General features: G+C 70.3%; 30 protein-coding genes. 4 read left to right on the top strand and 26 right to left on the bottom strand.

Going from position 1 to position 26,539, the window contains the following annotated elements:
* Window positions 1-29: 29 nt before the first annotated feature.
* The 26 genes from JGU66_30570 to JGU66_30445 form a co-directional block, all read right to left on the bottom strand.
* Window positions 30-1,754: an ABC transporter permease gene (locus JGU66_30570; GenBank protein ID MBJ6765130.1), complete on the bottom strand. Its 1,725-nt coding sequence runs from the start codon at window positions 1,752-1,754 to the stop codon at window positions 30-32.
* Window positions 1,751-2,521, bottom strand: a complete 771-nt coding sequence (locus JGU66_30565; GenBank protein ID MBJ6765129.1) for an ABC transporter ATP-binding protein — start codon at window positions 2,519-2,521, stop codon at window positions 1,751-1,753. The genes JGU66_30570 and JGU66_30565 overlap by 4 nt, the downstream gene beginning before the upstream one ends.
* A 23-nt stretch (window positions 2,522-2,544) precedes the next feature.
* On the bottom strand, window positions 2,545-2,928 hold the full coding sequence (locus JGU66_30560) for a response regulator (GenBank protein ID MBJ6765128.1): 384 nt from the start codon (window positions 2,926-2,928) through the stop codon (window positions 2,545-2,547).
* A gap of 78 nt (window positions 2,929-3,006) precedes the next feature.
* Window positions 3,007-4,041 carry a chemotaxis response regulator protein-glutamate methylesterase gene (locus JGU66_30555; GenBank protein ID MBJ6765127.1) on the bottom strand — a complete coding sequence of 345 codons (1,035 nt, stop codon included), beginning with the start codon at window positions 4,039-4,041 and terminating at the stop codon, window positions 3,007-3,009.
* Window positions 4,041-4,913 (bottom strand): protein-glutamate O-methyltransferase CheR, encoded by an 873-nt coding sequence (locus JGU66_30550; protein ID MBJ6765126.1) that lies wholly within the window; start codon window positions 4,911-4,913, stop codon window positions 4,041-4,043. Before JGU66_30550 ends, JGU66_30555 begins: the two co-directional genes overlap by 1 nt.
* A gap of 20 nt (window positions 4,914-4,933) precedes the next feature.
* Complete coding sequence (locus JGU66_30545) at window positions 4,934-6,928, bottom strand: HEAT repeat domain-containing protein (protein ID MBJ6765125.1); 1,995 nt, start codon at window positions 6,926-6,928, stop codon at window positions 4,934-4,936.
* On the bottom strand, window positions 6,925-7,455 hold the full coding sequence (locus tag JGU66_30540) for a chemotaxis protein CheW (GenBank protein ID MBJ6765124.1): 531 nt from the start codon (window positions 7,453-7,455) through the stop codon (window positions 6,925-6,927). The genes JGU66_30545 and JGU66_30540 overlap by 4 nt, the downstream gene beginning before the upstream one ends.
* The gene (locus JGU66_30535; protein MBJ6765123.1) at window positions 7,452-8,015 is read right to left on the bottom strand and encodes a purine-binding chemotaxis protein CheW; all 564 of its coding nucleotides are present in this window, start codon (window positions 8,013-8,015) and stop codon (window positions 7,452-7,454) included. The genes JGU66_30540 and JGU66_30535 overlap by 4 nt, the downstream gene beginning before the upstream one ends.
* A 42-nt stretch (window positions 8,016-8,057) precedes the next feature.
* A complete protein-coding gene (locus JGU66_30530; GenBank protein MBJ6765122.1) occupies window positions 8,058-10,295 on the bottom strand; it encodes a chemotaxis protein CheA in 2,238 nt (745 codons plus the stop codon).
* Window positions 10,292-10,666, bottom strand: a complete 375-nt coding sequence (locus tag JGU66_30525) for a response regulator (protein ID MBJ6765121.1) — start codon at window positions 10,664-10,666, stop codon at window positions 10,292-10,294. Before JGU66_30525 ends, JGU66_30530 begins: the two co-directional genes overlap by 4 nt.
* Before the next feature lie 57 nt (window positions 10,667-10,723).
* Window positions 10,724-11,215, bottom strand: coding sequence for a peptidase M17 (locus JGU66_30520; protein ID MBJ6765120.1), 492 nt, complete (start codon window positions 11,213-11,215; stop codon window positions 10,724-10,726).
* Complete coding sequence (gene nusB / locus JGU66_30515; GenBank protein MBJ6765119.1) at window positions 11,212-11,637, bottom strand: transcription antitermination factor NusB; 426 nt, start codon at window positions 11,635-11,637, stop codon at window positions 11,212-11,214. The genes JGU66_30520 and nusB overlap by 4 nt, the downstream gene beginning before the upstream one ends.
* 5 nt (window positions 11,638-11,642) lie before the next feature.
* On the bottom strand, window positions 11,643-12,143 hold the full coding sequence (gene ribE, locus JGU66_30510; GenBank protein ID MBJ6765118.1) for a 6,7-dimethyl-8-ribityllumazine synthase: 501 nt from the start codon (window positions 12,141-12,143) through the stop codon (window positions 11,643-11,645).
* 35 nt (window positions 12,144-12,178) lie between these two features.
* A complete protein-coding gene (locus JGU66_30505) occupies window positions 12,179-12,832 on the bottom strand; it encodes a riboflavin synthase (protein MBJ6765117.1) in 654 nt (217 codons plus the stop codon).
* Between the two features lie 45 nt (window positions 12,833-12,877).
* Window positions 12,878-14,041: a bifunctional diaminohydroxyphosphoribosylaminopyrimidine deaminase/5-amino-6-(5-phosphoribosylamino)uracil reductase RibD gene (gene ribD / locus JGU66_30500; GenBank protein MBJ6765116.1), complete on the bottom strand. Its 1,164-nt coding sequence runs from the start codon at window positions 14,039-14,041 to the stop codon at window positions 12,878-12,880.
* A gap of 9 nt (window positions 14,042-14,050) precedes the next feature.
* Window positions 14,051-14,554: a transcriptional regulator NrdR gene (gene nrdR / locus JGU66_30495; GenBank protein ID MBJ6765115.1), complete on the bottom strand. Its 504-nt coding sequence runs from the start codon at window positions 14,552-14,554 to the stop codon at window positions 14,051-14,053.
* Between the two features lie 19 nt (window positions 14,555-14,573).
* On the bottom strand, window positions 14,574-15,830 hold the full coding sequence (locus JGU66_30490) for a serine hydroxymethyltransferase (GenBank protein MBJ6765114.1): 1,257 nt from the start codon (window positions 15,828-15,830) through the stop codon (window positions 14,574-14,576).
* A gap of 38 nt (window positions 15,831-15,868) precedes the next feature.
* Entirely contained in the window at window positions 15,869-16,312 is a 444-nt protein-coding gene (gene rpiB / locus JGU66_30485) for a ribose 5-phosphate isomerase B (GenBank protein MBJ6765113.1), read from the bottom strand.
* A gap of 108 nt (window positions 16,313-16,420) precedes the next feature.
* Window positions 16,421-17,677: a beta-ketoacyl-ACP synthase II gene (gene fabF, locus JGU66_30480; protein ID MBJ6765112.1), complete on the bottom strand. Its 1,257-nt coding sequence runs from the start codon at window positions 17,675-17,677 to the stop codon at window positions 16,421-16,423.
* Window positions 17,678-17,760: 83 nt separating this feature from the next.
* Window positions 17,761-18,018, bottom strand: a complete 258-nt coding sequence (gene acpP / locus JGU66_30475) for an acyl carrier protein (protein ID MBJ6765111.1) — start codon at window positions 18,016-18,018, stop codon at window positions 17,761-17,763.
* 107 nt (window positions 18,019-18,125) lie between these two features.
* A complete protein-coding gene (gene fabG, locus JGU66_30470; GenBank protein MBJ6765110.1) occupies window positions 18,126-18,875 on the bottom strand; it encodes a 3-oxoacyl-[acyl-carrier-protein] reductase in 750 nt (249 codons plus the stop codon).
* The gene (gene fabD / locus JGU66_30465; GenBank protein MBJ6765109.1) at window positions 18,872-19,810 is read right to left on the bottom strand and encodes an ACP S-malonyltransferase; all 939 of its coding nucleotides are present in this window, start codon (window positions 19,808-19,810) and stop codon (window positions 18,872-18,874) included. The genes fabG and fabD overlap by 4 nt, the downstream gene beginning before the upstream one ends.
* A gap of 24 nt (window positions 19,811-19,834) precedes the next feature.
* Complete coding sequence (locus tag JGU66_30460) at window positions 19,835-20,833, bottom strand: ketoacyl-ACP synthase III (GenBank protein MBJ6765108.1); 999 nt, start codon at window positions 20,831-20,833, stop codon at window positions 19,835-19,837.
* A 46-nt stretch (window positions 20,834-20,879) separates the two neighbouring features.
* Window positions 20,880-21,941, bottom strand: a complete 1,062-nt coding sequence (gene plsX, locus JGU66_30455) for a phosphate acyltransferase PlsX (protein ID MBJ6765107.1) — start codon at window positions 21,939-21,941, stop codon at window positions 20,880-20,882.
* Between the two features lie 18 nt (window positions 21,942-21,959).
* Entirely contained in the window at window positions 21,960-22,145 is a 186-nt protein-coding gene (gene rpmF / locus JGU66_30450; protein ID MBJ6765106.1) for a 50S ribosomal protein L32, read from the bottom strand.
* Between the two features lie 58 nt (window positions 22,146-22,203).
* Window positions 22,204-22,803, bottom strand: coding sequence for a DUF177 domain-containing protein (locus tag JGU66_30445; protein ID MBJ6765105.1), 600 nt, complete (start codon window positions 22,801-22,803; stop codon window positions 22,204-22,206).
* A 167-nt stretch (window positions 22,804-22,970) separates the two neighbouring features.
* Here JGU66_30445 and JGU66_30440 point away from each other — a divergent pair, with 167 nt between their 5' ends.
* The 4 genes from JGU66_30440 to JGU66_30425 all read left to right on the top strand — a co-directional run bounded on the left by JGU66_30440 (window position 22,971) and on the right by JGU66_30425 (window position 26,528).
* Window positions 22,971-23,885, top strand: a complete 915-nt coding sequence (locus JGU66_30440) for a hypothetical protein (protein ID MBJ6765104.1) — start codon at window positions 22,971-22,973, stop codon at window positions 23,883-23,885.
* Window positions 23,882-24,379 (top strand): hypothetical protein, encoded by a 498-nt coding sequence (locus JGU66_30435; GenBank protein ID MBJ6765103.1) that lies wholly within the window; start codon window positions 23,882-23,884, stop codon window positions 24,377-24,379. The genes JGU66_30440 and JGU66_30435 overlap by 4 nt, the downstream gene beginning before the upstream one ends.
* Window positions 24,380-24,485: 106 nt before the next feature.
* Window positions 24,486-25,166: a winged helix-turn-helix domain-containing protein gene (locus JGU66_30430; protein MBJ6765102.1), complete on the top strand. Its 681-nt coding sequence runs from the start codon at window positions 24,486-24,488 to the stop codon at window positions 25,164-25,166.
* A gap of 6 nt (window positions 25,167-25,172) precedes the next feature.
* Window positions 25,173-26,528: a PAS domain-containing protein gene (locus tag JGU66_30425; GenBank protein MBJ6765101.1), complete on the top strand. Its 1,356-nt coding sequence runs from the start codon at window positions 25,173-25,175 to the stop codon at window positions 26,526-26,528.
* Window positions 26,529-26,539: the final 11 nt, after the last annotated feature.

Genomic DNA, 26,539 nt, shown 5'->3' with positions numbered 1-26,539 from the left:
CAGTGTTCAACGGGCGGCGCATCGTGTGGCTACTCCGTCTGCTCATCCGCGAGGTCGAGCGCCTCGAAGACTCCTCCGAGCCAGCGAGTGCCCAACGAGACCTCGCCCGCGAGGACAGCCGCCGCCACGAGTCCCGCGACGAAGAAGGCCCACGCGCCGAACCGGTCGAACAGCGGGTAGCCCACCACCAGCGCCACGAAGGCCGCGGGGACCAGCCCCACCAACGTCACGACGAGCGTCCCCGCCAAGGTCAGCAACCGCTGCCCCAGCGCCTCGATGCCGCGCGCGCGCTCCATGCCCACGGGCACCCACGAGGGCAGCAGCACCACCGCCGCATTCTGCACGAACAAGCCCGCCAGCGAGAGCGCGGGTAAGAACGCCATCAGCCCGAGCAGCGCGGGCACCCATGCGCCCTCGAAGCCCAGGTCTTCCTCACGGCCCACGAGCAGCGCTCCCGCCAACAGCGCCACCTGGAACGCGCCCAGCGTCAGCGCGGAGGCCGCCAGCTCCGCGCCCACCACCTGCCAGCCCGCCAGCGGCATCACTCGCAGCAGCTCCAGCTTCGGCAGGTCCATGCGGAGATCCATCCGGAACGCGCTCGGGCCCACCACCGCCATCACCACCGCCAGCGTGAGACACAGCGGGCTCACGACCCGCCGCGAGTCCTCCAGCACCGTCGGATCTCCCAACAGCGCCGCCAGCGTCCCGCCGAGCACCACGGTGATGAGCAGCCAGATCAGCCCTCCGCCCATCCGCTTGCGGGCGATGAGGTTCTTCCAGATCAGCGCCACTTCCGGCCGGCCGCGCGCCCTCAGCGTGAACGGCTGGCGCCCCACGCGAATGCCTCCCATCGCGGCACCACGCCCCGGGGCTCGCACGGCCCGCTCCCGCTCGCGGGCCTCGGCGCGGACGAGCGCGGACTCCTCGAAGGGCGTCTGCGCCCACAACACCCAGACGTAATGCGCCACCAGGAGCAAGAGCACGGGCGGGAGCGCGGCAAGGAAGTCATCGGTGCTCTTGGCCAGGGCCGGGCCCACCAACAAACGCCCCGGCCACAGCACCGCGCGCGGGCCCGGAGCGTCGAGGAAGGACAGCAGCCACTGGCGTCCCTGCCGCGCCGACCCAATGCCCGAAGGCAGCGGATGCGTTCGCAGCGCGTCCAGGACCACCCATCCCACGCCCGCGAGCACCAAGGCCAGCACGGCCCATCTCGCGAACACGGCCCATCCACCGCGCGCCGCGAACCGCGTGCGCATGAACGAAGCCGCGGTGCCATGTAGCGACAGCGTCGTCAAAGACAGACATGCGCCCAGGAAGAAGAGCCCTGGAGTGGAGCTGACCCATCGCCCGACGAAGAGTGTCGCCGCCAGCGCGCCCGCGGCGGTGCCCATGACGCTCCTCGCGAGCTTGTAGTGCAGCAAGGCGCCACGCGTGACGGGCGCCGGAAACAACTGCTGCACCTCGGTCTCCGTGAACGTCAGCGAGGGGCGATCCGCGCCCAGCGCCCAGGCGCTGAACAGCGTCCCCCACACCGACACCACCAAGGACAGCTCAGCGAAGAGCCGCACGCCCGGAGGTGCGCTCCCTGCCCCCTCGCGGAACAGCAGCGTGCGCCCCACGAGGGAGTACAGATAGGCGAGCCCCACCAGCGCGCCCACGAGATAGCGCGGGCGCTTCAGCCGCTGGAGCTGACGCAGGACGCGATTGCGCCCCGAGCGCAGCCACACGAAAAACACCGCGCCGTGCAGACTCACGGTCCGCCAAGCTCCGTCCGCGCGTGGTCCAAATCGCCCCCCGTGATGCGCACGAACAAGTCTTCGAGCGAGGTGTTCGCGCCCCCAGGTCCGCTCAATCGCTCCCGGATCTCCGCGAGCGTGCCCAGCGCCACCACCTGTCCCTTGGCGATGACGAGGATGCGGTGGCACAGCTCCTCCACCAGCGGGAGCAAGTGCGACGACAGCACCAGCGCCGAGCCCTGCTCCGCCCTGCGCCGCAGCGATGCCTTCATCCGGCGGATGCCCAGCGGATCCAACCCCGTGAGCGGCTCGTCCAGGAGGATGAGCCGAGGCGAGTGCAGGAAGCCGCACGCGATGGACAGCTTCTGCTTCATGCCGCGGGACAGCTCTCCAGGCAGTGCACGCTCGCGGCCCCCCAGCTCCATCTCCTCCAGCAGCCCGCGCGCCCGAGCCTCCCAGTCCTCCACGCCGTAGAGCCGTGCCGTGAAGTTGAGGTGCTCCCACACCGTGAGGTACTCGAAGAAGCGCGGTTCATCCGGCAGGAAGGCCAGCTCTCGCTTCGCCTCCACCGACATCATCGCGAGGTCAAAGCCCGCCACGCGCACGCGCCCGGTCGAGGGCGGCAGGATTCCCGCGAGGCAGCGCAGCGTGGAGGTCTTCCCCGCGCCGTTGGGCCCCACCAAGCCCAGCACCTCACCGGGCGCCACCCGAAAGGTCAGCCCCTCCACCGCCCGCACCGCGCCATACGTCTTCGCCAGCCCTTGCACGTCCAGGACGGTTTCCATTCGCCTGCGCGGCTCCAGGGAAGTCATTCGAGGTTCAGCAGTTCCTTCACCGTATCCACCACCACCTTGGCCTGCACGGGTTTCACCAGATACGCGCTCGCGCCCAACACCATCGCGCGCTGGCGATCCACCGCAGCGGCCTCGGTGGTGATGACGACGATGGGCACGGTGCGGTGGTCGGTCGCCTGCCGGATGTGGCTGATCAACTTCAACCCGTCCATCAACGGCATGTTGATGTCCGTCAGCACCAGGTCGAAGCGCCCCTGCGTGGTGAGCTTCTTCAGGCCCTCGGCGCCGTCCTGCGCCTCGATGCAGGTGACCCCGCCGAGACGCTGGAGTGCGTACATGATGCTGCGCCGCATGGCTTGCGAGTCATCCACCACCAGCGCGCGGATCTGCTGCGACATGCTCGCAGCCTAACACCCTGGCCTCGCGCGGCCCCGGAATGTGTCCGGCGCTCCCCGCTCGAAATCCGACAACGCCCCTCAGGTGCCTCGCCGCCTGCGCACCAGCGACGCCAGGGCCGGCCCCATCTCCCCCAACGGCAACACCCGCTTCACCGCGCCCGTGGCGATGGCCTCTTGCGGCATCCCGAAGACGACCGCTGTCTCCTCGGACTCGGCCCAGACCTCGCCACCCGCCGCGTGCACGGCCCGGGCGCCCTGAGCGCCATCCGAGCCCATGCCCGTCAGCACCACCGCCACCGCCCGAGCGCCGAGCACCTGCGCCACGCTCTCGAACAAGCGGTCCACCGAGGGCGCGTACTTGTCCTGTCCCACCGGCGCCGGCGTGTGCAGCTCCAGCCGCCCCGAGCGCTCCGACACCACGAGGTGCCGCCCGCCTGGCGCGATGAAGACGTGCCCGGGCTCGACCACGTCGCCCTCGCGCGCCTCGGTCACCGTGAAGGGGCCCATTCGATCCAAGCGGTCCGCGAACGCGCGCGTGAAGTGCGCGGGCATGTGCTGGCCCACGAGCACGCACGGCGAGGGCTCGGACGTCAGTCCCTCCAACAGTCGCTGCACCGCGGGAGGCCCGCCCGTCGACGCGCCGATGGCGAGCACCTGAGGCGCCTCGCCCGCCACCACCGGGCCCCGAGCGGGCGCGGGCATGCGCGCGGCCGTCCGCACGTGGCGAGCGGCGCGCACCTTCTCCAGCAGCTCCGCGCGAAGCTGCTCCAAGGATTCGGGCGTGCCTCGCGCGGGCTTCGCGATGAAGTCGAAGGCGCCCAGCTCCAGCGCCTTGAAGACGTCCGACCGGTGCGCGTAGCTGGAGATGACGATGACCGGCGTGGGCGCCGTGCGCATCAAGAGCCGCAGGAACGTGTAGCCCCCCAGTCGAGGCATCTCCAGGTCCAACGTCACCACGTCCGGCTTGAGCTCGAGGACCTTGCGCAGCCCCTCCTCGCCATCCGCGGCCCGATCCAACACCCGCACGTCCGAGGCCGACTCCAGCAGCGTGGTGAGCGTGCGACGGTTCTGCGCCGAGTCGTCGATGACGAGCACGGAGAGCGGCCGGATCATCAGCGCACCTCTCCACCCGGCAGCTCGGGCTTGCGGTAGACGAGGTCCCCGCGCAGGTGCACCAGTTCGAAGTCCGCGCCCAGGTTGAGCAGGTTCTCCGAGTGGCCCAGCAGCAGGTAGCCGCCCGGGTTGAGCCGGTCGCGGATGATGCGCAGCACGCGGCGCCGCGCGGATTGATCAAAGTAGATCATCACGTTGCGGCAGAAGACGACGTCCATCCGGGCGACGAGATGGCTGCTGGCCTCGTCCAGCAGGTTCTGGTGTCCGAAGCTCACCCACGCCCGCACGTCGTCGCGCACGCGAACGCGGTTGCCCGGCAGCGGCACGAAGTAGCGCTCCAGCATCTCCGGCGCCGTGGCCCGGAGCGCGCTCGGCCCGTACTCCGCTCGCCGGGCCGTGGCCAGCACACGCCTGGAGATATCCGTCCCGTACACTTCCACGTCCCACTCGTCGAAGCGCCGGCTCTCCTTGAGCAGCATGGCCAGCGTGTAGGCCTCTTCGCCGGACGAACATCCCGCCGACCACAGGCGCAGCCGCTTCAACCGTCCGTTCCGCTTCTCCAGCAGGGGGAACAGCTCGTCGGTGAAGGCTCGGAGCTGAACGGGCTCGCGGAAGAAGTACGTCTCGTGCGTGGTGAGCGACTCGACGGCGGCCTCCAGCTCCGCGTGGCGCTGGACGTCGTAGCGCAGGAAGCGGTGGTAGGCGCCGAAGTCCGCCAGGCCCAGCGCCTCCAAGCGAGGCCACAGCCGGCGCTCCATCACGAACTTCATGTCGTCATGAACCAGGATGCCGCAGTGCGAGTAGACGTGGTCACGCAGCAGGCGGAACTGCTCCACCGTCATCTCTGGCCGACTCTCATCGAAGCGTGCCACCCGAGTCCCCCCTCCTCACCCTATCGCCGCGACAGGCGCTCCACCGTGTCCAGGAGCGCCCGCCGCGCCAGGCTGTCCGTCTCGGCGCCCAACGCTCGCTGCGCCAGCCGCAGGGCCTCTTCGGCTCCAGGCCCCTCCACGTCCCCCAGTACCCGCGCCGCCGCCGCGCGAACATCCCACTCGGCATGGCCCAACAGCGCTTCGGCCAACGTCCATCCCGGTGGCGTCCCCGCGCCCGCCGCCAGCGCGGCCTTGACCACCTCCGAGTCCGCATGGCCCGCCGCGCCTCGGAGCACCTCCGGCCCCGCCGCGCCCAGCCTCGCGAGCGCGCGCACGGCCTGCACCGCCAGCGCGCCGTCCTCGTGACGCGCGAGCATCTCCAGCTCCGGCACCCGCTCCAGCGCGCCACACTCGCCCACCGCGTCCACGCCCGCCAGCCGCACGCCCAGGTCCTCATCCGCGAGCGCGGGGCGCAGCAGCGCGGCCGCGTCCGGCCCGCCCAGACGTCCCGTGGCGCGCACCGCCGCGATGCGAACCGCCGCGGCCTCGTCCGCGAGCGCGCCACGCGCCAGCTCGCCGCCCGCGCGGAAGTCCACCTCGCCCGCGGCCTCCACCGCCGCCGCGCGCCACGCGGGCTCCGCATCCCGAGCCAGGCGCCGCAGCACCGGCAGCGCGAGCGCTCCCCCGACCCGACCGAGCACCGCCACCGCCGCGGGCGTCGCGCGTCGAGACACGGACTCATCCAGCGCCTTCAGCACCGCGCTCGCATGGGGCTCGGCCAGCGCGACCAACGCGCGCATCGCCGCGCCCGACAGTGATGGGTCTCCGAGCAGTTCGACCAGCGGACGCACCGCCTCGGGAGCGCTCGTGCGCCCGAGCGCCCGAACCACCACGGCGCGCAGATCGTCCTCGGCCCAGTCGAGCAGCGACTCCAGCGCCGGCACGGAGTCGGCATCCACCAGGTCCACCAGCGCCTCGGTCGCCGCCGTGCGCGCAGGCAGGGACAGCTCACCCATGTGCCGCAGCAGGACCCGTCCGCCCTCGGGCCCCAGTCGCCCCAGCGTGTGAAGCACCTCGCGCAGCAGCCGATCCTCTCGCGCCACCTCCGCCACGGGCACCGCGAGCGCCGCGTCCTCCAGCACGCCCGCGGCGAGCAACGCGCCTGCCCGCACCGACACGTCCTCCGACTCCAGCGCCCGCTGCACGCGCGAGGCTGCGTCGGGCAGCTTCGCCAGCGCACCTCGCACGAGCACATCCAGCTCGTCGCGCCGGGCTCCGTCACGCCGCGCCACCTGCGTCCCCAGCGCGCCCAGGGCCGCCTCGAGCACCGAGCGAGACGCCACCCCCAGCCCCGCGCAGACGCGCTCCAGGGCCGCGCGCTCGGGCCTCAGCCCCAGCACGCGCAGGGCGCTGCGCCGCAGGCTCACGTCGTCCGCCAGCGCCAGCGCCACGTCCAGCGGCGGCGGCTGGCCCAGCAGCGCCAGGCCCTCCAGCGCCGCCAGCCGGAGCAGCGACTCATCGGCGTCCAGGAGGGACTCCAGCGCCCGCGCCGCGCCCGCGCCCCCCACGCGCCCCAGCGCTTCGGCGGCGGACACGCGCACGTTGAGGTCCCCATCGCCCAGGGCTCGCACGAGCACGGACTCCACCACGTCGCCCCGCCGCCCGAGCTGCCCCAGGATGTCCGCCGCGAACTTGCGCTGATCCGGGTCCTCGTGCGCGAGCAAGCGCACCAGCGGCCCCAGCGCCGCGTCGCCCAGGCCCGCCAGCGCCTCGGCCGCGGCATTGCGTGCGCCCGCTTCGCCACGCTCTCCCAGGACGGAGATCAGCCGCGTCGCGACCCGGGAGGCCTCCGGCAGCCGCTGGAGTCCTTCCGCGGCGGCGTGCCTCACCCGCCAGCTCTCGTCGTGCAGGCCCCCGATGAAGGACTCCAGCGCGTCCGACGCGAGCGGATCCAAGGCCTGCATCGCCCGGTAGCGCGCCTCCTCGCGCGAAGGCACGTCGGCCACGTCGCTCATTCCGCCCCTCCGGGCCGCGCTGCCTCACGCTCCAGCTCCGAGCGCAGGAGCGCCTTGATGTCCAGCAACAGGCGCAGCCGCTCGGGAGGCCCGCACACGCCCACCACGAACGGAGAACGTCCCGCGCTCACCACGGCGGGCGCGGGCTGGATGTCGGCCCGGCGCACCCGCAGCACCTCGGCCACCCGGTCCACCCGCACCACCACGCGCCGATTCCCCACCCTGCACACGAGCAGCCGCGTCTTGGGCGTCGCGGGCCCCTCTTGTCCCTGCAAACGCCGCCGCAAATCCACCACGGGGAGGATGGCGCCGCGCAAGTGCAGCACGCCCTCCACGAACGAGGGCGTGTGCGGGATGGGGATGACGCGCTGGAGCGGGAGGATCTCCTCCACCCGCTGGATGTCGAGCACGTACTCCTCGCGGCCCACGAAGAAGGCGCACAACTGCACGACGGGGTCATGCGCGGCGGCGTCCGCTTCCGTCACCGCGCGAGGGCGGCGCGCCAACAGGTTCACGGGGTTCGTCATGAGGCGAGCGCCAGCTCGGGGTCCAGGAGGATGTAGAGCTGCGAGCCTCGGCGGCCCAGCCCCACCACGCAGTCGCGCTCGCCACGAAGTCCCGGCGGCGCCGCCTCCAACATCGAGGGCTTGAGCCGCACCACCCCCAGCACGCTGTCCACCCACACACCCGCGGGCCCCTCCTCCGTCTTCAGCACCAGGATGCGCGCCGCACGGGGCGCAGGCAGCGCCTCCGGCCCCGCCACCTTCGCGGGCACCTCCGCGAGCCGCAGGCGCAGCTTCACGTCGTACACGGGCAGCAGCTCGCCGCGCAGGTTCATCACGCCCAACAGCCAGGGCTCCGCGCGCGGAATCTCCGTCAGGGGCGGCACCTTGCAGATCTCCCGCACGGCGAGCAGCGGCACCGCGTAGCACTCGTCCTCCAGCAGGAAGGACAGGTACTCCTCGGGCACTTCTTCCACGGCCTGGGGCGTCGCGCCGTGGCTGCCAGCCGCGAAGTCCACCAGCCCCGAGACGTCCTCGTCCGGTCGGTAGAAGAAGTCGTCGAGCAGCGAGTCGAAGCGGGGCACAGCGGCCAAGGATAGCAGCCCGCACGGTGAGGTGCGCGGGGCTCAGGCGCGGCGCCGCTCCTGGGCGATGCCTTCCTCCAGCAGCTCCGCCACATCCAGCACCAACACGGTGCGGCGGTTGCCCAGGTCCGTGGCCCCCGAGATGCCCCGGACCGAGCGCAAGCGACCACCCAGGGGCTTGGTGACGATGTCCTGTTGCCCATGCAACTCGTCCACCGCGATGCCCATGCGCTGCTGCGCCAGGCCCACCACCACCACGAAGTGACGCCCCACCGGGCGCTCCGGCAGATGGAACAGCCGCGCGAGGCGCAGGAACGGCAGCGTCTGGCCCCGCAGGTCCAGCACCTCCCGGCGCTCCACCGTGCTGATGTCCTCCGGCCGCACCGCGAGGATCTCCAGCACGCTGTTGAGCGGCACCGCGTACGTGCGGCCGCTCACGCCCACCACCAGCGCGCGGATGATGGCCAGCGTCACCGGCAAGGTCAGGTGGAACGCGGTGCCGCGCCCTCGCTCGCTCCACACGTCGATGATGCCGGACAGGTTGCCCAGGTTGTTCTTCACCACGTCCAGGCCCACGCCTCGGCCGGACAGCTCGCTCACCCGGTCGCGCGTGGAGAAGCCAGGCAGGAAGATGAGGTTGAGCAGCTCACGACGGCTCATCTCCGCCGCCTGCGCGGGCGTGACGAGCCGCCGCGCGAGCGCCACGTCTCGCACCCCGGTCTCGTCGATGCCCGAGCCGTCGTCGCTCACGCTGATGACGACGTGGTTGCCCTTCTGCTCGGCGTGCAGCTGCACCACCGCGCGCCGCGACTTGCCCGCCGCGAGCCGCGCCTCCGGAGGCTCCGCGCCATGGTCGATGGCGTTGCGGATGAGGTGCATGAGCGGATCGCTCAGCTCCTCGACGATGAGCTTGTCCAGCTCGACCTCGCCGCCGCTGATGACGAAGTCGATCTCCTTCCCCGCATCGCGGGCGATGCGACGCACCAGTCGGGCCAGCTTGTCGAACACCTGACCCACCGGCACCATGCGCGCCTCGAGCAGCCCTTCCTGGAGCGCCTCCAGCTTGCGCTCGAGCTGCCGCGTCTCGCGCGCCAGCTCTTGCCCGAAGAGCTTCGACACCGCGATGGCGCCATCCTGCCGCGTCGTCTCCGCGAGCCGCTGGAGGTTCGCCTTGATGAGCAGGAGCTCTCCCACCATGTTGATGAGCCCATCCAGCCGCCCGATGTCCACGCGCACCGTCTGCGTCAGCGAGCGCAGCGACGGCTCCACCTCGGGACGCGCCGAGCCGGCCTCTGTCACCACGGGTGCCGCGCTCTCCACCGCCGGCACGGCGCGCATGCGCGGCGGAGCCACGGGCGCGGGGCGAGGAGCCTCGCCCGTCTTGCCCTCCGTCGCTGGGAGCACCGGGGGCTCTTCCGAGGGAGTCGGCGCGCGGGCCGCCTTCTTCCGGCCGCCTCCGCGTCGTGCCTTCGGGCTGGGAGCGGCCTCGGTCGGAGCCACCGCCGCCACGGGCATCGCCCCGAGCACCGGACGCACCGGAAGCTGGAACAGCTCCGCGGGAGTGCCCAGCAGCCCCGCCGTGAGCGCGTCGCCGTTGACCTGCGCGCCGAAGATGAGATCGAACGCGATGCCGTTCACCCCGCCCGGCCGCGCCGACGGCAAGGTGCTGATGATCTCCCCGAGCGGCTTGAGGCGCGCGTTCAGGTCCGCCAGCCCTTGATCAAAATCGGACAAATCGAACGCGGCACGCACCCGCCAGAGCGACACCTCCCGGCGCACGTTCTCGCGCAGCCGGTGCTCCTCGTACTCGGTGAAGACGGCGCGGACCTGCGGGTCCAGCTCCAACCGCTCGAGCGGATCCTCCTCGGCGGCGCGCGGCGGCGAACCCAGTCGGGCCAGCCGCGTCGCCATGTCCTCGGCGCGCCGGCTCAGGCCGTCCGTCTCCTCGCCTCGCGACGCTTCGGCCAGGAGGGACTGGAACGTGTCCAGCGCGTCCACCAGCGAGTCCAGCACCGCGTCGTCCAGCCGCAGGCGCCCCAGTCGCAGCCGGTCCAGCAGGTCCTCGGCGCCGTTCGCCAGCCGAGCGATGCGCTCCTGCCCGAACAGGCCCGCCAGCCCCTTGAGCGAGTGCGCCGCGCGGAACAGGCCGTTGACCCGCTCGGGGTCCGCGTCGTCGCGCCCGCGCACCTCGTCCAGGGCGAGCAGGTCCCGCCCGAGGGCATCCAGGATCTCCGTGGCCTCGGCGACGAACTCCGCCAATGCCTTGGCGCCGGTCATCACGGGAGCTTCAGGTACCGCCGCAGGAGCCCTTCCAGGCTGCCCGGCACGAACGGCTTCACCAGGTACTCCGCCGCGCCCAGGGCCATGCCGCGCTCTCGGTCCTGGTCACGCCCCTCGGTCGTGATGATGAACAGCGGCACGTCCCGGTAGTTGGGGTTCTTCTTGACGAAGTTGATGAGCTCCAGCCCGTTGATGTCGGGCATGTTGATGTCGGTGATGATGAGGTCGAACCGGTGGCGCGGCAGCAGCTTGAGCGCCTCGAAGCCGCTGGAGGTGCTGATGGCTTCCACCTCGTCCACGGCCTCCACGGTCGCGGCGATGAACTCGCGCGACGCCTTGGAGTCCTCCACGATCAGCACCTTGAACCTCATGCGCGCTCTCGCCCCGGGCCCCCGATGCTACCAGACTCGGGGTGCGTCCGCCGAGCGTCAGCCCTTGCGGGCTGGCAGCAATCGCACGAGCGCCTTGTCCGCCAGGAGGGACACCCGTCCTCCCTTGAACGCCGGCAGGAAGTGCCGCTGGTAGGCCTCCATCCGGGCGGTGTCATCCAGGAGCCCCCCCGCCGGGACCTCCAGGGCCACCGCGTTCACCTTCGCCCGGCCCAGCACCGTCGCCGCGCCGGCCAACGCCGCTCCCAGAGAAGCGGCGTCGAGCTTCTTCCGGGGGCCCAGGCCCACCACGAAGATGCGCGGCACGGGCAGCTTCCCGTCCGATGGCAACAGGAGCCAGTCGTCCTTCACTCCGGTGAAGAAGCCCCCCTGGAGTACCCGAGACAGCGCGCCGCACAGGCGCCAGTCCACGAACCCCGCCGTGGCCGGCAGGGGGCGATCGTCCTCGGCCACGAACAGACACAGGGCATCCACGTCGCCCAGCGCGTCCAGGCCCTCGAAGCCCACATCCAGGGGGGTCGTCTGGCTCACGGCTTCCCGAGTGCGACCGCCACGCGGTCCAGGAGTCCGTTGACGAAGGCGCTCGACTCCTCCGTCCCGAAGTTCTTGCCCAGCTCCACCGCCTCGTTGATGGACACCTTGCGGGGGATGTCCGGGCGGTACTTCAGCTCGAAGATGCCCAGCCGCAGCACGTTCCGGTCGATGCGGGACATGCGGTCCAGCCGCCAGTTGTGGCTGTGCTTCTCGATGAGCTGATCAATCTCGGTCAGGTGGCCCTGCACCCCGTCCACCAGCTCGCGGGCGAACTTCACCGCGTCGGGCTCCGGCTTGCCGTCCTCCTGGGAGGCCGCCCACGCCGAGGCAAGCGCCTCGGCCGAGCTGCCACTCGGGGTCATCTCGAGCTGGTAGAGCGCCTGAAGCGCCCGCTCGCGTCCCGTTCTACGCGCGCCCATCCGCGTTAACCCTTCTTCTCCGGCGCGGCCATGCGCGCGAAGAGATTCACCATCTCGATGCACGCCACCGCGGCCTCGGCGCCCTTGTTGCCCGCCTTCACGCCCGCCCGGTCAATGGCCTGCTCCACCGTATCGCACGTCAGCACGCCGAACGTCACCGCCGTCGCCGGAGTGCCCGCCGCCGCGTTGAACGCCACCGAGCCGATGCCCTTGGCGCACTCCCCGGCCACGTAGTCGAAGTGAGGCGTGCCGCCCCGGATGACGGCGCCCAGCGTAATCATTCCCGCGTACTGGCGCGTCTCCGCGACGCGGCGCGTGAGGCCGGGAAGCTCATACGTCCCCGGACAGCGGAAGACATCGATGTCCCCGTCCGCCACGCCGTGACGCACCAGCGTGTCCACTGCGCCCTTCAGCAGCTCCTCGGTGATGAAGCTGTTGAAGCGCGCCACGCAGATGGCGAACCGGCCCTTGGGCGGGAGGAAATCCCCTTCGAAATAGCGAGGCATGGCGCGCGTCCTACACCATCCGCGCGCCCGCGTCGCTACTCCCGAGCCCCGAAGCCCGCGGCCCGCAAGGCCGCCTCGGTCAGCCCCGGGCCCGCCTGCCCGCCCCGGAGCGTGAACAGCCGGGCCACGTACTTGCCAATCAGGTCCCCCTCCAGGTTCACCCGCGACCCCACCCCCTTGGCCCGCAGGGTGGTGCGCTCCTGCGTCTCCGGGATGAGCTGGACGCTGAACCGGTCCGCCCCCACGGTGTTCACCGTCAGACTGATGCCGTCGATGGCCACCGAGCCCTTCTCGATGAAGCACGGGGCCAGCTCGGGGGGCAGCGCGAAGACCATCACCCATGAGCCCCCTTCGGCGTACGTCTCCAGCACCTGGCTGACGGCGTCCACGTGCCCCGCCACCAGGTGCCCGCCCAGCCGGTCCCCCAGCGCCAGGGCGCGCTCCAGGTTCACCTTGTCCCCGGGCCGGAAGGCCCCCAGGGTGGTGCGCCGCAGCGTCTCGGGCGCCGCTTGGACCTGGAAGGTGTCCGCCGAGCGCGACACCACCGTGAGGCACGCGCCCTCCACGGCGATGGACTCGCCCAGCTCGAACTGGGCCGCGCCCAGCGCGGTGCGAATCCACAGGTCGGTCATCGCGCCGGGGACGACGCGCTCCACGACCCCCACATCCTGAATGAGACCGGTGAACATGGCGCCGGGCTTATCACCAAAGGCGAGCCCGGATGCGCCCGCGCGTCACAGCAGCGCTTGGAGCAGGACGTCCTCGCCGATGTGCTCCAAGGTGAGGTTCTTCACCTTCAAGGCCTGGGACATGGCCTGGACGCCCAGGTCGCCCGCCCAGGACAGGCCGGAGGCGCCAATCAGCTTGGGCGCCAGGAAGAGGGCGAGCGCGTTGGCCCGCCGCTCGCGCAGCAGGGAGGCGTACAGCTCGGAGCCACCCTCGACGAGCACGTGGCTCATCCCCGCCTTGGCCATGCGGCGCAACAGGGCGGTCAGGTCCACGCGGTCCTTCTTGGCGCGCACCTGCCACACGTCCACGCCCAACGCCGCGAGCTTCCGCGCCTTGCGGCCCTCGGGGTCCTCCAGCGTGGCCACCACCGTGCGCGCCGAGCTGCGCTGCGTGAAGACCGTGGCGTTGGCCGACAGCCGCAGCCGCGAGTCCACCACCACGCGCACCGCGTCCTTGCCGCCGCCACCGGGGAGCCGCGTGGTGAGCTTCGGGTCGTCCAGCCGCACCGTGTTGGCGCCCACGAGGATGGCGTCCACCCGGTCGCGAAGCTGATGCACCCACGCGCGCGCCGCCTCGCCCGTCACCCAGCGAGAGTCGCCGGTGGCCGTGGCCAGCTTGCCGTCGAGCGTCACCGCCGCCTTCATCGTCACCCACGGCAGGCCCGTGCGCAGCACGTGGAAGAAGGGCCGGTTGAGCGCGTCCGCTTCCTCCTGGAGCACGCCCGTCACCACCTTCACCCCGCCGCGCCGCAGCCGCGCCACGCCCTTGCCGCTCACCAGCGGGTTCGGATCCGCCGAGCCACAGAAGACGCGGCGCACGCCGGCCTCCAGGATGGCCAGGCTGCACGGCGGCGTGCGGCCATAGTGGTCGCACGGCTCCAGCGTCGTGTAGAGGTCCGCGCCGCGCGCCTTGGTGCCAGCGGCCTCCAGCGCGACGACCTCCGCGTGGGCCGTGCCGGCTTTCTTGTGAAAGCCGCGCGCGATGATCCTGCCGCCCTTCACCAGCACCGCGCCCACCACGGGGTTGGGGCTGGTGCGCCCCAGGCCCTTGGAGGCTTCCTCCAGGGCGATGCGCATGAAGAACTCGGCCACCGCGCGGTCGAAGTCCGCCGCGCGCTTCGCCCGAGGCGTCCGGGAGGCCTCCAACCGTGCCCGCGTCAGCAACCGCATACGCCCTTCCTAACCGCCCTTGACCGGAGGCGCAGCAGGCTTTGCCTTTCGCTCGCGCTCCGAGTCCTCGAGCAGGTCCTTCAACTCGTGCATGAACTCGGCGATGTCGCGGAAGCTGCGGTACACGGACGCGAAGCGCACATACGCCACTTCGTCCATCTGCTGGAGCCGGCGCATCACCTGCTCGCCCAGATAGGACGAGGGGACTTCCTTCTCCCCCATCCCCTGGAGCACCCGCTCGATGTCCTCGATGGTGGACTCCATCTGGTCCACCGACACCGGCCGCTTCTCGCAGGCCTTCTTCAGGCCATTGAGGATCTTCTCCCGGTCGAACGCCTCGCGCCGGCCGTCCTTCTTCACGATGAGCGGGTAGAGCTCCTCCACCCGCTCATACGTGGTGAAGCGTCGCTTGCACGCCAGGCACTCGCGGCGTCGGCGGATGACCGAGCCCTCGTGCGACTCGCGCGAGTCGATGACCTTGTTCTCGGCGTCCTGGCAGAAGGGGCAGCGCACGGGAGGGGACAGGCTCCTTCTACTTCAGCCGCGAGGCATACAGCGGGAAGCCCTTCGCCAGCTCCTTCACCTGCCCGCGGATCCGCGCCAGCGCCGCATCGTCCTGCGCGTGGTCCAGCGCGTCGCCGATGAGCCGGCCCACCACGGCCATGTCCGCCTCGCGCATGCCGCGCGTGGTGATGGCGGGCGTGCCCACCCGGATGCCGGACGTGACCATCGGCTTCTCCGGGTCGAACGGAATCATGTTCTTGTTCACCGTGATGCCAGCCTTGTCCAGGACCGCCTCGGCCACCTTGCCGGTGAGGTTCTTGGGGCGCAGGTCCACCAGCATCAGGTGGTTGTCCGTGCCGCCCGACGTCAGCCGCAGCCCCGCCGACTTCAGCGCCTCGGCCAGCGCCTTCGCGTTGGCGACGAGCTGCCGCTGGTAGGCCTTGAATTCGGGCGTCAGCGCTTCCTTGAAGGCCACGGCCTTGCCCGCGATGACGTGCATCAGCGGTCCGCCCTGGATGCCCGGGAAGATCTGGCTGTTGATGACCTTGGCGAACGGCTCGCGGCTGAGCACCATGCCGCCGCGCGGACCGCGCAGCGTCTTGTGCGTGGTGGTGGTGACGATCTCCGCGAAGGGCACCGGCGAGGGGTGCACGCCCGCGGCCACCAGGCCCGCGATGTGGGCCATGTCCACCATCATGGCGGCGCCCACGGCGTCGGCGATCTCACGGAACTTCGCGAAGTCGATGGTGCGCGGATAGGCGCTCGCGCCCACGACGATGACCTTGGGCTTGTGCTCCTTGGCCAGCGACTCCACCTGCGCGAAGTCGATGGTCTCCGTGTCGCGCGTCAGGCCGTAGTGGACGACCTTGTAGAGCTTGCCGGAGAAGTTGAAGGCCGCGCCGTGGGTGAGGTGTCCGCCGGAGTTCAGGTCCAGGGACAGCATGGTGTCACCCGGCTTCATCAGCGCCATGTACGCGCCCATGTTCGCCTGGCTGCCCGAGTGCGCCTGCACGTTGACCGAGTCCGCGCCGAACAGCTCCTTCGCGCGGCTGATGGCCAGGTTCTCGGCCACGTCCACCACCTCGCAACCGCCGTAGTAGCGCTTGCCGGGGTAGCCTTCGGCGTACTTGTTGGTGAGCACCGAGCCCACCGCCTCCATCACCGCCGGACTGACGAAGTTCTCCGAGGCGATGAGCTCCAGGCCCTCTTCCTGGCGCTGCGTCTCCTCGCGGAGGACGTGCGCGATCTCCGGATCAACCTGGACCAGCGTGCGGGTGTTCTCCATGGGTTCCCTCGGTGCAAAGACTGCGGGTAACGGGCGAACTAGCCCTGCGATTCCGCCTCGCGAATCTTCTGAACGCGCTTCTCGTGGCGCCCGCCCTCGAAGGCGGTGGACAGGAACGCCTCCAGGATGCCGCGCGCCACGCCGGCCCCCACCACGCGCTGGCCCAGGCACAGCACGTTGGCGTCGTTGTGGGCACGCGCCATCCGCGCCTCGAACTCGGTGGTGCACAAGGCCGCGCGCACGCCGCGGTGCTTGTTGGCCACGATGCTCATCCCAATGCCCGTGCCGCACACGAGTACGCCGAGCGTGGCCTCGCCCGCCGCCACGGCCCGCGACACCTTGGACGCGAAGTCGGGGTAGTCCACCGACTCACGCGTCTGAGGGCCCGCGTCCTCGAAGGCGACGCCGCGCTCCTTGAGCGCCGCGACCAGCTCCTGGCGCAGCTCGATGCCCGCGTGGTCGGAAGCAAGGAGGATTCTCACCCGGGACTCCGAAGAAGGCGGGGCGGTCAGGGCTTGCGCCCCCCGCCCCGGAAGAGAGGGTCTCGGCGAGGCCCGCGCCTGGAAGGACGCGAGCCGCCGAGCCGTGGACTACTTGAAGCGCTTGAACAGCAGCACCGCGTTGGTGCCACCGAAGCCGAACGAGTTGCTCATCACCGCGTCCACCTTCGCCTCGCGGGCGTGGTTGGGGACGTAGTCCAGGTCACACGTCGGATCCGGCGTGGTCTGGTTGATGGTGGGCGGCAGCACGTTGCGCGTGAGCACCTGCACGCTCACCACCGCCTCCGCGCCACCCGCCGCGCCGAGCATGTGGCCCGTCATGGACTTGGTGGACGACACCGCCAGCTTGCGGGCGTGGTCGCCGAACACCGCCTTGATGGCCTTGGTCTCGTTCGCGTCGTTGAACTCGGTGGAGGTGCCGTGCGCGTTGATGTAGCCCACGTCCTCGGGCCGCATGCCCGCCGTCTGCAGCGCCAGCCGCATGCACCGCGCCGCGCCCTCGCCCTCGGGCGCCGGCTGCGTCACGTGGTAGGCGTCCGAGTTCGCGCCGTAGCCCACCAGCTCCGCGAGGATGTTGGCGCCGCGCTTCTTCGCGGCCTCCAGCTCCTCCAGGATGATGATGCCGGCGCCCTCGCCCATCACGAAGCCATCCCGCTCCTTGTCGAACGGGCGGCTGGACCCCGCGGGGTCGTGATTGCGCGTGGACAGCGCCTTCATCACCGCGAAGCCACCCAGCCCCAACGGGGTGATGGAGGCCTCGGCTCCACCGGCGATGGCCGCGTCCGTCTCACCCAGGCGGATGGACTTCCAGGCCTCACCAATGGCGTGAGCGCTGGTGGCGCACGCGGACACAGGAGCCCAGTTGGGGCCCTTGCAGTTGTAGCGCATGGAGATGAGCCCAGGCGCCATGTTGACGATCATCTGGATGATGAAGAAGGGCGACAGCCGGTCGAACCCCTTCTCCAGGCCCTTGCGGTGCTGCTCCTCCAGGGAGGAGATGCCCCCGATGCCCGAGCCGACGATGACGCCCACCTTCTCCGGCGCATAGCCGTTGGGCGTATCCAGGCCGATGGGAATCCCAGACTCCTTCACGGCCATGTCCGCAGCGGCCATGGCGTACTGCGCGAACAGGTCCATCCGGCGCACTTCGCGCCTGTCGATGAACTCCTCCGGAACGAAGTCCTTCACCTCGCCCGCGATACGCGCGTCGATCTTTCCCGGGTCGAACCGGGTGACGAGACCGATGCCAGACTTGCCGGCGAGCATCGCCTGCCAGTTCTTCTCGGTCCCGGTGCCCAGCGCCGAAATCATTCCGGTGCCGGTGACGACGACTCGACGGTTTGTCACGTTCCTCTCCGCGCTGGCCGCGAAGGGCATGGGAACGCCGTTACCAGCGCTCCACCTGCCCCGACACGCCGTGGTGCTACAAGCTACTTCTTGTGGGTGTTGATGTAGTTGATGGCATCCCCGACGGTCTTGATGTTCTCGGCCTCCTCGTCGGGGATCTCGACCTCGAACTCCTCCTCCATCGCCATCACGAGCTCCACGATGTCGAGGCTGTCCGCGCCGAGGTCCTCGATGAAGGAGGACTCAGGCTTGATCTCATCCTCCCCCACCCCGAGCTGGTCGGCGATGATGGACTTGACCTTGGACTCGACGACCTTGGGGTCGATGGTTGACGTCGACATAAGTGTAGAACCCTCCAGGGGGAACCAGATGGGGCCCCGGCGTTACTCCCGGGCCGATGTAAGGCGGGCGCGGTATATCCCACGCCCGGCGGCAATCCAACCGTGGCTTACATGTACATGCCGCCGTTTACCTTCAGGACCTCACCGGTGATGTAGGACGCCGCGTCACCCGCGAGGAACAACACAGCCCCCGCGACCTCATCCGCATTGCCCAACCGCCCCAGCGGGATGCCCGCGGTCATCTTCTGCCGCAGGTCGTCATCGAGGTGAGACGTCATGTCCGTTCCGATGAAACCCGGAGATACCGCGTTCACGCGGATATTCCGACTCGCCAGCTCCTTGGCCACGGACTTGGTCAAGCCGATGAGGCCCGCCTTGGAGGCCGCGTAGGCGGCCTGGCCGCCGTTGCCCATCTCGCCCACCACGGAGGTGAGGTTGATGATGGCCCCGCCGCGCTGCTTCATCATGGGACGGCTGGCGGCGCGGATGAGGGCGAAGGCGCCCTTGAGGTTGGTGTCGAGCTGCTTGTCCCAGTCCTCGTCCTTCACGCGCATCACGAGCCCGTCCACCGCGACGCCCGCGTTGTTGACGAGCACGTCCAGCCGGCCGTGGGCCTTGATGATGCTGTCCACCGCGCTGCCACACGCGGTGGCGTCCGCCACGTCGAAGCGCACGGCCTCGGCCTTGGCGCCTTCCTTCTGGAGGAGGGCCACCGTCTCCTGCGCGGCCGCCTCGTTGCCCACGTAGCTGATGACCACGGTGGCCGCGCCCGCCTTCGCGAACGCCAGCGCACACGCCCGGCCGATGCCGCGCGAACCGCCTGTCACCAGCACGACCTTGTCCTTGAAGCCGCTCATTGCGCCCCCAGCGCCGCGAGCACCTTGTCCAGGGTCGCGGTGTTCTCCACGTTGAACGTCTCGATGTCCTTCGTGATGCGCTTCACGAGTCCGCACAGCACCTTGCCCGGCCCCAGCTCAATCACGCGCGTGACGCCCTCGGCCTTGAGGGCCTCCACGCACTCGATCCACCGCACCGGCGCGCTCACCTGCTCGAGCAGCAGCGGCACCACGCGGGCCACGTCCGAGTTCGGCCGCGCCTCCACGTTGGTCACCACCGGCACCTGGGGCGCGGAGAGCGACACGCGGCCCAGCACCTCGGCGAGCCGCGGCTTCACGGGGTCCATCAGCGCGCAGTGGAACGGCGCGGACACGGGCAGCGGCATGACCTTCTTGGCGCCCGCCTCCTTGCACAGGACGCCCGCGCGCTCGACGGCGGCGGCGTCTCCGGCGATGACGGTCTGCTCGGGTGAATTGTAGTTGGCCGGGGACACCACCTGCCCCTGCGCGGCCGCATCACACGCGGCCTTCACCTTCTCAGGCGCCAGGCCAAGCACGGCGGCCATGGCCCCCACGCCCGCGGGCACGGCGTCCTGCATGAAGGTGCCGCGCGCGCGCACGGACCGGGCGGCATCCGCCAGCCCCATGGCCCCAGCGGCCACCAGCGCGGAGTACTCGCCCAGCGAGTGGCCCGCCACGAAGGCCGGCGCGGGTCCGCGCTTGGCGAAGACCGCGTGGACGGCCAGGGACACCGTCAGGATGGCGGGCTGCGTGTTGGCGGTGAGCTTGAGCGCCTCTTCGGGGCCCTCGAAGCACGTCGTGGAGAGCTTCTCGCCGAGCGCATCATCCACGGCGTCGAAGACGGCCCGGGCCTCGGGGAATGCCTCGTAGAGATCCTTGCCCATCCCAACGACCTGACTGCCCTGCCCCGGGAAAACGAACGCGACCTTCGACATGTTGCGGTCCTACCTCCTGTTGTCCTACCAGCGCACCACCGCGGTTCCCCAGGTCATCCCCGCGCCAATGGCCATCATCACGATGATGTCCCCGCGCTTCAGGCGACCAGCGCGCAGCGCTTCATCCAGGGAAATGGGCAGCGAAGCGGACGACGTGTTGCCGTACTTGTGCAGGTTGAGCCAGCACTTTTCACGCGGAATCTCCAGCCGAGCCAGCACCGCCTCCAGGATTCGCAGATTGGCTTGGTGCGCAATGACGTGGTCCACCTGGCCCGCTTCGAGCCCATGCGCCGCCAGGGCCTCCTGGGTGCAGTCGACCAGGGCTCGCACGGCGAACTTGAAGACCTCCCGGCCATTCATGTGGACGGTGTTCAGCCGCTCGTGCAGCACCTCCTCCGTCATGGGCATGCGCGAGCCGCCGCCAGGGATGGTGAGAATCTCCGCGTGGGCGCCGTCCGTGCGCAGGTGCGTGGAGAGGATGCCGCGCGGAGGGCCGGAGTCCTCCGCCTCCGACGCGGGCGCCAGCACCAACGCCCCCGCCCCATCGCCGAAGAGCACACAGGTATTGCGGTCCGACCAGTCGAGCGACCGGCTGAAGAGCTCCGCCCCAATCACCAGGGCGCGCCGTGCCTGGCCCGTGCGCACGAACTGGTCCGCGACGCTGAGCGCGTAGAGCGAGCCCGAGCAGGCCGCGGCAACGTCGAAGGCAAAGGCGCGCCGAGCCCCCAGCTTCGCCTGCACGAAGGCCGCGCAGGAGGGCATGGGCATGTCGGGCGTCACGGTGCCGACGACGATGAGGTCCAGGTCTTCGGGCTGGAGCCCCGCCATGGCCAGCGCGGGCCTTGCCGCCTGGACGGCCATGTCGCTCGTGGACTCATCTGGAGCGGCCTGACGGCGCTCCTCGATGCCGGTGCGCTCTCGAATCCACGCATCGGTGGTGTCAACGAGGCGCTCCAAGTCCTGATTGGTGAGGACGCGCGCTGGGGCGTACGAACCGGTTCCGACGATTTGGGTGCGTTCCACGGGAACTCCGGAGTGTCTTCGGAACCCAACGCTCGGCCATCGTTCTCTAATCGGATTCGTTAGCGTCTGTCGCCTTCTTTCCCTTCTGCTGGGCAGGGAGCCATGCAGCTGCGTTGCGAATGCAACGTGTCATTTCCTCCTGCATGCCCGCGCGCGCCGCCTGCAGCGCCGTGACGAGCGCGTTGAAGATGGCGCGAGGCGAGGAACGACCATGGGCGACGATGCCCACGCCCTGGATTCCGAGGAGCGGCGCACCGCCGTACTCGGCGTAATCCATGACGCGGCGCAGCCCCGCGAGGGTCGGCTTGAGGAGCAGCGCACCGAGCTTCTCGGGCAGGCCGCCCCGCTTCTCGATGGCCTGCCGCATGAGCCCCGCCATGCCCATGCCCACGCCCTCGGATGTCTTGAGCACGACATTTCCGGTGAACCCATCCGTCACGACGACCTCCACGTCGCCGGAGAACAGGTCCTTGCCCTCAACGTAGCCCACGAACTCCAGCGGGGAGCCGCGCAGCAGCGCGCTCGCCTCGCGGGTGAGCACCGTGCCCTTGGAGGGCTCCTCACCGTTGGAGAGCACCGCCACGCGAGGACGCGCGATGCCCAATCGCATCCGCACGTACGCCTCGCCGAGCACGGCGAACTGGGCCAGGTGCAAGGGCCGGCAGTCCACATTGGCGCCCGCGTCCAACAGCAGGCACCGCCCACCGCCCTTGAGCGCTGGGAACAGCGCCGCGATGGCAGGCCGCTCGACTCCGGGGATGCGCCCCAGCGTCAGCAGCCCTCCGGCCATCACCGCGCCCGAGTTGCCAGCTGACACCAACGCGGACGCCTCGCCATCTCGGACGAGCTCGAAGCCCACCCGGAGCGAGGAATCACGCTTGCGTCGGAAGGCCGCCGACGCGTGTTCGTCCATCTCCACCACCTCGGAGGCATGGCGGAAGAGGACGTTCTCGGGCGGCTCCGCTTTTTCCAGCACGGGACGCACGCGGGCCTCATCCCCGACCAGCACGACTTCGTGCCCGGGGTAGGCCCGCGCGAACAGTACGCCCCCATCAACGACGGCACCGGGGGCGTGATCGCCGCCCATGGCATCGAGGACGAGGCGCACTGGCGTGGCGTCCGTGGACTACGCCTGCGTCGCGATGACCTCTCGGCCGCCGTACGTTCCGCACGCCGCGCAGGCGCGGTGAGGAAGCACCGGCTCCTTGCACTTGGCGCACTTGATGACCTGCACGGCCGACCGCAGGTTGTTGTTGGCCGCCCGGCGGCGATCCCGGCGCATCTTCGACGTCCGCTTCTTGGGAACTCCCACGACTCACCTCGGCTTCGATCCCGTCCCCCCTCGCGCCTTGCGAGGGGCATAGGGACCGTCAGTTCAGCTTGATGTTCTTGAGCGGTGCCAGCCGAGGGTCAACGACCTTCGTCTCACAGCCGCACTTCTTCTCATTGAGGTTCTGGCCGCACTGCGCACAGAGCCCCTGGCAGTCTTCCCGACAGACAGCGTTCATCGGGAGCGCGAGCAATACCTGTTCCCGGACGATCGGATCCAGATCGATCGTCTTTCCATCGAAGACCTGCTGGTCCGCCGACTCCAACTCGAACGAGCCGCCGGACTCCCCCTGCCCTCGCTCCTTCTTCTCCATGGAGGACTCGTCGTCATCCTTGAAGTCGTCGCCCCGGGCCAGGGACGCGGGCACCAGGTTGAGCAGGAAGGACACAGGCAGGTCGAGCGACACGTCGGCGAGGCAGCGCTTGCAGGGCGCCTTCAGGTGCGCCGTGAGCTTGCCCTCGAGCAGCACGCCGCCGCTGACCTTGCGGAAGGTCGCGTGGAGCGTGGACGGACCGGTCGCCTGAAAGCCGGTGTCCGTGCCGGACGCCGCGCCCTCCAGCACCTCCGTCAGCAGAGGGAGACCCACGGGCTCGTCGAGCGTCAGCCCCGTCTCTTTGATTTGTTCAATCTTTACGACCATCTACAAGGCTTCCAGGCAAAAGGGCGCGCAACATAGAGGGACTCCCCCTTGCAGTCAACACGCCGGATTCCACGATCGGCTCCGTGTCCCCGTTGCCCCATCGTAACGCGTCGGCTCACGCCCACCATGGATCCCCCAGACACGCCTCTGGTACTTTCCGCCCACTGATGCGTCGTCAAGCCACCAGCATGCGTGTGGGTGTCTGTATTCTGGGCGTGGCGCTCGCCGTGCCCAGCTCCGCCCGTCCCCTCTACCCTCCTCTTCCTTTCTCACAGATTGGGCTCGCGAGTCCGGAGATCACCCAGGCACGGGCCCAGCTGGACGCCGGTGAGTTCGAGGCGGCCCTGAAGACGGTGCAGGCCGGCCTGGACGCGCCGGACGTGACCGATGATCAGCTGGTGGAGCTCTACCGCCTGCAGGGCCTCACGGCGCTCTACCTCGGTGACGAGACGCTCGCGCGCGCGGCCTACGAGAAGCTGCTCCAGGCCCGTCCGGACTTCGAGCTGGCCCGCAGCGCGCCGCCGAAAATTCGAGCGCTGTTCGCGAAGCTGAAGGAGGACATCAAGAGCCGCCGGCTGCGCCCCGTCACACTGGAGGTGGACCCCATCCCGGACCCCACTCCGGGCGAGCCCGTGGTGGTGACCGCGACCATCCAGGACATGGCGCTCGGCGCCCGGGCGCGCCTCTTCTACCGGCGCGTGGGCGCGCAGGGCTTCAACTCGGTGGACTTCTCGCGTGAGCGTGGCGCGCCGGAGCACTACCGCGCGACGGTGCCCGCCTACGAACTGCCGGCGGAGCCCACCTCGTACGAGGTCGAGTACTACTTCGAGGTCGCGGACGCGGCGCAGCGCCGGCTGGCCGGACGCGGGGACTCGTATCAGCCGCTCGTGTTCCAGGTGATGCCCCGGGCCGTGGCGGCTCCGGCCGTCGCCGAGGACACCTCCCGGCCCTGGTACAAGAGCCCCTGGCTGTGGGTGGCCGTGGGCGCGGTCGCCATCGGGGGCACGGCGGGCGTCGTGGCCCTGTCGTCCTCGGGGGAGCGTGGTCGCGTCCCCATCACCGTCCGCGTGGATCCGCAATGAGCAAGCGCCTCTTTCTTTCCGCCGTGCTGTGCCTGGGGCTCTCCGCGTGCGGCGCCGAGTCCGCCGATGCGGGTGGAAACCTGGGCATGGAGCTGCGCGTCAGCGCCTCGGCCGCCAGCCAGCTCGGGGCCTTCCAGGTGGTCGTCCTCAAGGACGGCTCGCGCCGCAGCTGCGCCGACCTGCAGCGCACCTGTCTGGCCGGGCAGGTGACCTCCAACGACCTCCTCATGCTGACCAATGGCTCCGGGCACCAGGCCCGCGCGCTGCGCTTTCCGGTCAACCTGGAGAGCGCATCCCAGGCGCTGGAGGTGGATGTGCCCGTGGGCCGCGACTACGCCCTGGTCATCGAGGCGCTGTCCTCGGACAGCCCGCCGCGCTTCCTGGGCAGCTCCTGCAACTACCTCCGAGAGGTCAACGGGGGCCGCAACGCCACGCTGGTCGCCGCGCCGCTGACGCTCGCCGCCCAGGACTGCGACCCCACGCTCGCGCAGTGAGCGGCCTTCGGGTTGCCCGGCGAGAGGGCAAGCCCGGAGCGCTGGGGTTTCGTCGCAGGCTTGCTACAAAGCGCACGACACGGATTCTGGTAGGGGGGCCGGACACATGGCACGCATCCTGATCATCGAGGACGAGCAGGACCTCGCCGGGCTCGTCGACTACAACCTTCGCGCCGCGGGCTTCGAGACCGAGTCGTCGAACACGGGAGCTGGAGGATTGGCCCGTGCTCGCGCCGCCCCGCCGGACCTCGTCCTGCTGGACCTCATGCTGCCCGATGTCGCGGGCGGCGAGGTCCTGCGGATGCTCAAGAGCGATCCCGACCTCAAGAAGACCGCCGTCGTCATCGTCAGCGCGCGCGGACAGGAAGCCGACCGCATCCAGGGGTTGGAGCTGGGCGCGGATGACTACGTGGTGAAGCCCTTCTCGGTCCGCGAGCTGCTCCTGCGCGTCAAGGCCGTGCTGCGCCGCGCGGACGCGGAGGAAGGGCCCGCGGCGGTGCTCTCGGCGGGGGACATCAGCCTGGACACGTCGCGGCATCAGGTGCGCGTCAAGGGCGAGGAAGTGGTGCTCACCGCGCTGGAGTTCCGGCTGCTGCGCACCCTGCTGGAGCGCAGCGACCGCGTGCAGACGCGCGAGGTGCTCCTGTCCGATGTCTGGGGCATCCAGGCGGAGATCCACACCCGCACGGTGGACACGCACATCAAGCGCCTTCGCGAGAAGCTCGGCCCCGCCGGCGACATCATCGAGACGGTGCGAGGCGTTGGCTACAAGCTCAGCCCCCCCTGAGGCGACATGTCCCTGCGCACCCTCCTGGTCCCGCTGCTGCTTCCAGCCGCGCTGGTGGCCGTGTTGCTCGCGCTCTTTGGTCAGCCGGGAGGCGCGCTGGCCGCGTCGCTCGTGACGCTGGCGGGCTCCGCCATCGCGCTGGGGACGAGCCGACAGGTGTCCGAGCAGCAGCTCCGCGCCCTGGCGCGCAAGACGCTCGGGCGCGCCGACGGGACGTCCACCATGGCCCCGCCGTCGGACCGGCTCGATGAGTTCACGAGCCTGGAGGGCGCCATCGACTCGCTCCACTCCCAGCTATCCGCGCGCAACGCGGAGCTCATCCAGGGCGCTCGCACGCTGACCGCCGTCCTGGATGGCATGGCCGAGGGCATCTGGGTCACCGATGCCGAGGGCACCGTGGTGCGCCACAACGACGCGCTCACGCAGCTGCTCCACCAGCCCGCGGGCGGAATCATCGGCCAGCGCCCCCTCGCCCTCATCCGCAACGAGGCCCTCAACGACGCGGTGAGCCGCGCGTGCCGGGAGGGAGAGTCCACGCGGCTGGAGCTGACACTCGAGGGCCTGTTCCCCCGCACCCTGTCGCTGCGGGTGACGCCGCTCGGTGGGGACCTGCCCGGCAGCGCCGCCGTCTTCCACGACGTCACCGAGCTGCGCCGCCTGGAGAAGGTGCGCAAGGACTTCGTCGCCAACGTCTCGCACGAACTGCGCACGCCCATCACCGCGATTCGCGGCTACGCCGAGACGCTCCAGGGCGGCGCGCTGAACGACCCGCAGGTGGCCCCCAAGATGGTGGACATCATCCACCGCCAGTCCGAGCGCCTCTCCGAGCTGGTGGAGGACCTGCTCGAGCTCTCCCGCCTGGAGGCCCGTGAGGTGCATCTCCAGCAGGCCCGCGTCCCCCTGGCCATCGCGTCCGCGCGCGCCGCGGAGGCCGTGCGGCTCAAGGCCGAGGGCAAGTCACAGCACATCGAGCTGCACGTCCCCCCCGACCTGCGCGCCCAGGGCGACGAGCGGGCCATCGAGCAGGTGCTCCTCAACCTGCTCGACAACGCCGTGAAGTACACCCCCGCCGGCGGCCGCGTGGATGTCTACGGCACCCTCGAGGATGGCCGCTGCGTGGTGCGCGTCCAGGACACCGGCGTCGGAATCGAGCAAAAGCATCTTTATCGTATATTCGAGAGATTCTACCGGGTGGACAAGGGCCGCAGCCGGGACATGGGCGGCACGGGGCTGGGCCTCTCCATCGTGAAACATCTGGTGGGCGCCATGGCGGGGGAGATCAAGGTGGAGAGCCAGCCGAACGTGGGCAGCACCTTCACGATTTTTCTGCCCGCGGCTACCCCGGAGGCGGCGACCGGATAGGATGGGCGCGA

The sequence above is a fragment of the Myxococcaceae bacterium JPH2 genome (assembly GCA_016458225.1).
Taxonomy (GTDB): Bacteria; Myxococcota; Myxococcia; order Myxococcales; family Myxococcaceae; genus Citreicoccus.
The sequence above is the reverse complement of the archived record's forward strand: the minus strand, read 5'-3'. Positions and strand labels throughout refer to the sequence as shown.

Coding starts and splice junctions, on each gene's coding strand:
- ribE (MBJ6765118.1), bottom strand. CDS start 12,143: ATGCCTCGCTATTTCGAAGGGGATTTCCTCCCGCCCAAGGGCCGGTTC.
- JGU66_30430 (MBJ6765102.1), top strand. CDS start 24,486: ATGGCACGCATCCTGATCATCGAGGACGAGCAGGACCTCGCCGGGCTC.
- JGU66_30445 (MBJ6765105.1), bottom strand. CDS start 22,803: ATGGTCGTAAAGATTGAACAAATCAAAGAGACGGGGCTGACGCTCGAC.
- JGU66_30525 (MBJ6765121.1), bottom strand. CDS start 10,666: ATGAGGTTCAAGGTGCTGATCGTGGAGGACTCCAAGGCGTCGCGCGAG.
- JGU66_30545 (MBJ6765125.1), bottom strand. CDS start 6,928: ATGAGCGACGTGGCCGACGTGCCTTCGCGCGAGGAGGCGCGCTACCGG.
- fabG (MBJ6765110.1), bottom strand. CDS start 18,875: ATGAGCGGCTTCAAGGACAAGGTCGTGCTGGTGACAGGCGGTTCGCGC.
- ribD (MBJ6765116.1), bottom strand. CDS start 14,041: ATGCGGTTGCTGACGCGGGCACGGTTGGAGGCCTCCCGGACGCCTCGG.
- JGU66_30425 (MBJ6765101.1), top strand. CDS start 25,173: ATGTCCCTGCGCACCCTCCTGGTCCCGCTGCTGCTTCCAGCCGCGCTG.
- JGU66_30440 (MBJ6765104.1), top strand. CDS start 22,971: ATGCGTCGTCAAGCCACCAGCATGCGTGTGGGTGTCTGTATTCTGGGC.
- acpP (MBJ6765111.1), bottom strand. CDS start 18,018: ATGTCGACGTCAACCATCGACCCCAAGGTCGTCGAGTCCAAGGTCAAG.
- JGU66_30560 (MBJ6765128.1), bottom strand. CDS start 2,928: ATGTCGCAGCAGATCCGCGCGCTGGTGGTGGATGACTCGCAAGCCATG.
- JGU66_30565 (MBJ6765129.1), bottom strand. CDS start 2,521: ATGGAAACCGTCCTGGACGTGCAAGGGCTGGCGAAGACGTATGGCGCG.
- JGU66_30505 (MBJ6765117.1), bottom strand. CDS start 12,832: ATGTTCACCGGTCTCATTCAGGATGTGGGGGTCGTGGAGCGCGTCGTC.
- JGU66_30435 (MBJ6765103.1), top strand. CDS start 23,882: ATGAGCAAGCGCCTCTTTCTTTCCGCCGTGCTGTGCCTGGGGCTCTCC.
- JGU66_30490 (MBJ6765114.1), bottom strand. CDS start 15,830: ATGGAGAACACCCGCACGCTGGTCCAGGTTGATCCGGAGATCGCGCAC.
- JGU66_30540 (MBJ6765124.1), bottom strand. CDS start 7,455: ATGACGAACCCCGTGAACCTGTTGGCGCGCCGCCCTCGCGCGGTGACG.
- nusB (MBJ6765119.1), bottom strand. CDS start 11,637: ATGGGCGCGCGTAGAACGGGACGCGAGCGGGCGCTTCAGGCGCTCTAC.
- fabD (MBJ6765109.1), bottom strand. CDS start 19,810: ATGTCGAAGGTCGCGTTCGTTTTCCCGGGGCAGGGCAGTCAGGTCGTT.
- JGU66_30555 (MBJ6765127.1), bottom strand. CDS start 4,041: ATGATCCGGCCGCTCTCCGTGCTCGTCATCGACGACTCGGCGCAGAAC.